Genomic DNA, 4161 nt, shown 5'->3' on the forward strand with positions numbered 1-4161 from the left:
CGCGGCTCGTCGAGGGCGGCGCGCTCGCCGTGCTCGACGAGGCCACCCGCAGCGACATCGGCCGCGCCGAGGGGCACGCCCTCGTGATCCTCACCTCGCTCGCCCTGTGCGGCCTCGACTGGCGCGCCGCCGGGGACCTCATCGCCGCCACCCCCGAGCTCCGCGAGGCCCCGCCGCGCGTCGCCGCCGTCCCCCGGATCGAGGCGGCCCGGTGATCGTCACCCTCACGGACGCCCGCGTCGGCGACGGCCCCGCGCCCGCCCTCCCCGCGATCTCGCTGTCCTACGGCGGCCCGGCCCCCGTGGTCGCGGTCGCCGAGACGGAGCTGCGGCCGACGGTGCTGTCGCTCGTCGCGTCGGGCCGCATGCGGATCGACGGCGGCACCCTCGCCCTCGACGAGGACGGATCCGCGGGCGTCGCCGCGCGCATCGCCGAGCGGGTCGCGCTCGTCGACACCCCGCGGATCAACGAGCCCGCCGACGACGTGACCCTCCGCGCGGTCGTCGCCGAGGAGCTCGCCCTCGCCGGCCACCGCTCCGGACGGCACGAGGTGGGCGTCATCCTCGACGACCAGCAGCTCGCCGACCTCGCCCGGGCGCCGTTCTCCGCGGTCCCCGCGGTCGCCCGCATCCGCCTGCTCACGACGCTCGCGGCCTCCCGCGCCGGCGTCGAGGCCGTCGTCGTCACGTCGCCCGAGCGGCACGGCGGCGCGGTCGCCGAGTGGATGCGGGTCCTCCGCGACCTCGCCCGCTCCGGCACCGGCGTCCTCGTCGTCACGAGCGAGGCCGCCGCCGAGGCGATCACCGCGCTGCCCGCGGACGACGCCCCCGACCCCTCCCCCACCCCCTCGATCGACGGAAGCCCGACCCGATGAGACTCCTCCCCCTGGTGCGCGCCGAGCTGACGCGCCTCACCGCCACCACCATGTCCAAGGTCGCGCTGGTCGCGCTCGTGCTGGTGCCCGTCCTCTACGGCGGCCTGTACCTCTGGGCGAACCAGGACCCCTACAGCAGCCTCGACGAGGTGCCCGCCGCGCTCGTCATGGCCGACCAGGGCACCACCGTCGACGGGGAGGCGGTCGACTACGGCACGGACGTCGCGTCGGACGTCCTCGACGACGCCTCCTTCGACTGGCACGAGGTCTCCTCCGCCGAGGCGCGCACGGGCCTCGAGGACGGCACCTACGACTTCACGCTGACGATCCCGGCCGGGTTCTCCGCCGCGCTCGCGTCGTCCTCCGGGACGGACCCCCAGCAGGCCCGCGTGATCATGGCCACCGACGACGCGAACAGCTACCTCGCCACGACCATCGCCCAGCAGGCCGGTGCGCGGATCACGAAGTCCGTCGCCGCGCGCGTCGGCACGGAGGCCGCGGGCAAGCTGCTGCTGGGCCTCGCCGACGTGCGCTCGAGCCTCGGCGACGCCGCGTCCGGCGCGCAGCAGCTCGTCGACGGCACCGCCAGCGCGCGCACGGGCGCCGACGGCCTGGCGGACGGGAACGCGCAGCTGGCCACGGGCGCCGACACCCTCTCCTCCGGCCTCGCGCAGCTCCGCACGGGCACCGCCCAGCTGCCCGCGCAGACGCAGCAGCTCGCCACCGGCGCCGACCAGGTCGCGAGCGGCGCGGACGCGCTCTCCTCCGGGGCGGCCGAGCTCTCCACGGGTGCCGCCGCGCTCACCCCGGGCGCGCAGCAGGTCGCCACCGGCGCCCGCCAGGTCGCCGACGGGAACGCGCGGATCGCGGCGCTCGGATCCACCGCCTCCGCCGGCGCCGACGACCTCGCCGCCGAGGTGCCCGCCGTCCGCGCCGACATCGTCGCCCGCATGACGGCCGCGGGGATCCCGCAGGCCGAGATCGACCAGGCCCTCGCCCGGCTCGACGGGCTGGGGAAGGGCATCACGGACGCGGCCGCGAAGACGGACGGCCTGAGCGCCCAGCTGACGACCCTGGCCACGGGCAGCGAGCAGGTCGCCCAGGGCAGCGCCCAGGTGGCCGACGCCGCCGGGCAGCTGCAGAGCGGCTCCGCGACCCTCGCCCAGGGCGCGGGCACGCTCGCGACCGGGAGCCGCCAGGTCGCGGACGGCGCCGACGCGCTGGCCGGGGCGTCGCCCGCGCTCGCGTCGGGGATCGCGCAGGCCGCGGACGGCAGCGCGACCCTCGCGACCGGCGCGCACTCCGCGTCCGACGGCGCGAAGGACCTCGCCTCCGGCCTCGGCACCCTGCAGGACGGCGCGACGCGCCTCCGCGACGGCCTCGACTCGGGGCTCGATCGGATCCCCGCCTCCACCGACGCGCAGCGCGACGCGCAGGCCGACACCATCGGCGACCCGGTGGCGCTCCGCCAGGACGCCGTGACGAAGGCCGGCGCGTACGGCGCGGGGCTCGCGCCGTTCTTCATCAGCCTCGCCGCGTGGATCGGGATCTACGCGCTCTTCCTCATCGTCAAGCCGCTGTCCCGGCGCGCGATCACGGCCCGGAAGGCGCCGCTGCGCATCACGCTGGCGGGCTGGCTCACCCCGGCGCTCCTCGGGATCGTGCAGATGGCGGGCCTGTACGCGATCGTCGCGGGGGCGCTCGGCTTCCGCGTCGCGCACCCGCTCGCCATGTACGGGACGATGGCGCTCGCGTCGATCACGTTCGCGGCGATCATCCTCGCGCTCAACGTGCTGCTGGGGAGCGTCGGCCAGTTCCTCGGGCTCGTGCTCATGGTCGTGCAGCTCGTGACCGCCGGCGGCACGTTCCCCTGGCAGACCCTCCCGGCGCCGCTCGCCGCGCTGCACCATGTGCTGCCCATGAGCTACGCGGTGGATGCGCTGCGCCAGCTCATGTACGGCGGCGACCTCGGGGCGGCTGCCCGGGACGCGGGCGTGCTCGCGCTGTGGCTCGTCGGCGGGCTCGCGGTGGCGCTGGCCGGAGCGATCCGCATCACGTCGCACCGGACGCTGCGGGACCTCCGGCCGTCGCTGATCGGCTGATCGGCGGCGGGAGCGCGGCGGCGTCCTAGCGGCCGCCGCCGCGCCGCCCGACGCGCAGCCCCGCCCAGAACGCGAGGAGGACCAGCCCCGCGGCGAGCACCCCGGCGGCGACGAGCGTCCCGGTCGCGAGGACGTGGACGCCGGGCGTGGTGAAGGTCTCACCCGACAGCGGGGCGTAGGCGAAGAACCCGAGCGACACGGGCTGCATGAGCGATCCGACGAGTGCGAGCACCCCGCCCACCACGGCGAGCGCCGCGATCACGAGCAGCGCGGTCATGCGCATCCGCGTGCTCACGCGAGCCGCTCCAGCGGGTTCTCCGCGAGCTTCCGCTCGAGGCCGCCGTCGACCAGGCGGCGGGCGGCCGTGTCGGGCTTCCGCTCCGCCTGGTCGCGCACGCACGCGCCGAACTCCGCGGCGAGCGCGCCCCGCGGATGGGCGGCGAGCACCTCCCGCAGGTACCCCTCGGGCAGCGCGTCGGGGCGGGCGCCGGAGATGTCGAGGCCGGTGGCGACCTCGAGCAGGTGCCCCTCGACGTCGAGCTCCGGATCCACGGACGGCCAGTTGTGCCGCACGATCGCGTCGAGCACCCGCTGCCGGCGCGCGGCCGGCCAGCCGGCGCCCGCGGTGAGCGCGACGCCCACGTGGCCGCCGGCGTGCTCGTAGGAGATCGCGTGGGCGTCGAACGCCGTCACCGTGCCCATGTCGTGCAGCACTGCGGAGACGTAGAGGATCTCGTGGTCGACCCCCGTCAGCCCGTCGACGACCGCGAAGGCCTCCGCCCAGAGCCACGAGCGGATCCCGTGGGCCGTGATCGCGGCGGACTGGTACTCGGTCGCGAGCTCGAGGGCGCCGCGGGCGGCGGCGGTGTCGGGCACGGGGAAGTCGGCGATGCGCATGGCCCATGCTGGCACGCGCGCTGCGCCGGATCCGCACCAGGACCGGCGCGCGTCCGTCCCTAGGCTGGGCGGATGGACCCCTCCCGCCGCGTCCCCGCCCTGCGCACCGCCGCGGTCGCGGCGCTCGTGGTCGCCGCGTGCGCGGTGCCCGTGGCGTTCCTGCCGCTGTGGGGATCCGCGGGCGGCCGCCTCGTGCCGCTGGCGCTCATCCCCGGAGGCGGAGGGGTCGCCGTCGCCCTCGCGGTGCGGCTGCTCACCGCAGCCGCCCGGCACGACGCGCGACCCGCG

The 4161-nt window shown here is 77.0% G+C and carries 5 protein-coding genes and 1 pseudogene; 4 read left to right on the plus strand and 2 right to left on the minus strand.

Features of this window, described 5'->3' with window-relative positions; all coding sequences use genetic code 11:
* The 3 genes and pseudogenes from Q6969_RS13600 to Q6969_RS13610 form a co-directional block, all read left to right on the plus strand.
* A pseudogene (locus tag Q6969_RS13600) lies at positions 1–215 on the plus strand (TetR/AcrR family transcriptional regulator); the annotation flags it as partial.
* Complete coding sequence (locus tag Q6969_RS13605) at positions 212–874, plus strand: hypothetical protein (RefSeq protein WP_317230920.1); 663 nt, start codon at positions 212–214, stop codon at positions 872–874. The pseudogene Q6969_RS13600 and the gene Q6969_RS13605, both read left to right, overlap by 4 nt.
* Positions 871–2976: a YhgE/Pip domain-containing protein gene (locus tag Q6969_RS13610; RefSeq protein WP_317230921.1), complete on the plus strand. Its 2106-nt coding sequence runs from the start codon at positions 871–873 to the stop codon at positions 2974–2976. The genes Q6969_RS13605 and Q6969_RS13610 overlap by 4 nt, the downstream gene beginning before the upstream one ends.
* A 25-nt stretch (positions 2977–3001) precedes the next feature.
* Here the strand turns inward: Q6969_RS13610 and Q6969_RS13615 are convergent, their stop codons facing one another.
* Complete coding sequence (locus Q6969_RS13615) at positions 3002–3253, minus strand: hypothetical protein (protein WP_317230922.1); 252 nt, start codon at positions 3251–3253, stop codon at positions 3002–3004.
* Positions 3254–3267: 14 nt separating this feature from the next.
* The gene (locus tag Q6969_RS13620) at positions 3268–3873 is read right to left on the minus strand and encodes a cyanamide hydratase (protein ID WP_317230923.1); all 606 of its coding nucleotides are present in this window, start codon (positions 3871–3873) and stop codon (positions 3268–3270) included.
* Between the two features lie 72 nt (positions 3874–3945).
* On the opposite strand from Q6969_RS13620, the gene Q6969_RS13625 reads away from it, so the two are divergent.
* A partial coding sequence (locus tag Q6969_RS13625) for a hypothetical protein (protein WP_317230924.1) occupies positions 3946–4161 on the plus strand: 216 nt, incomplete at its 3' end.

Origin of the sequence: Clavibacter sp. MX14-G9D, assembly GCF_032917815.1 — a bacterium.
Classification (GTDB): Bacteria; Actinomycetota; Actinomycetes; order Actinomycetales; family Microbacteriaceae; genus Clavibacter; species Clavibacter michiganensis_K.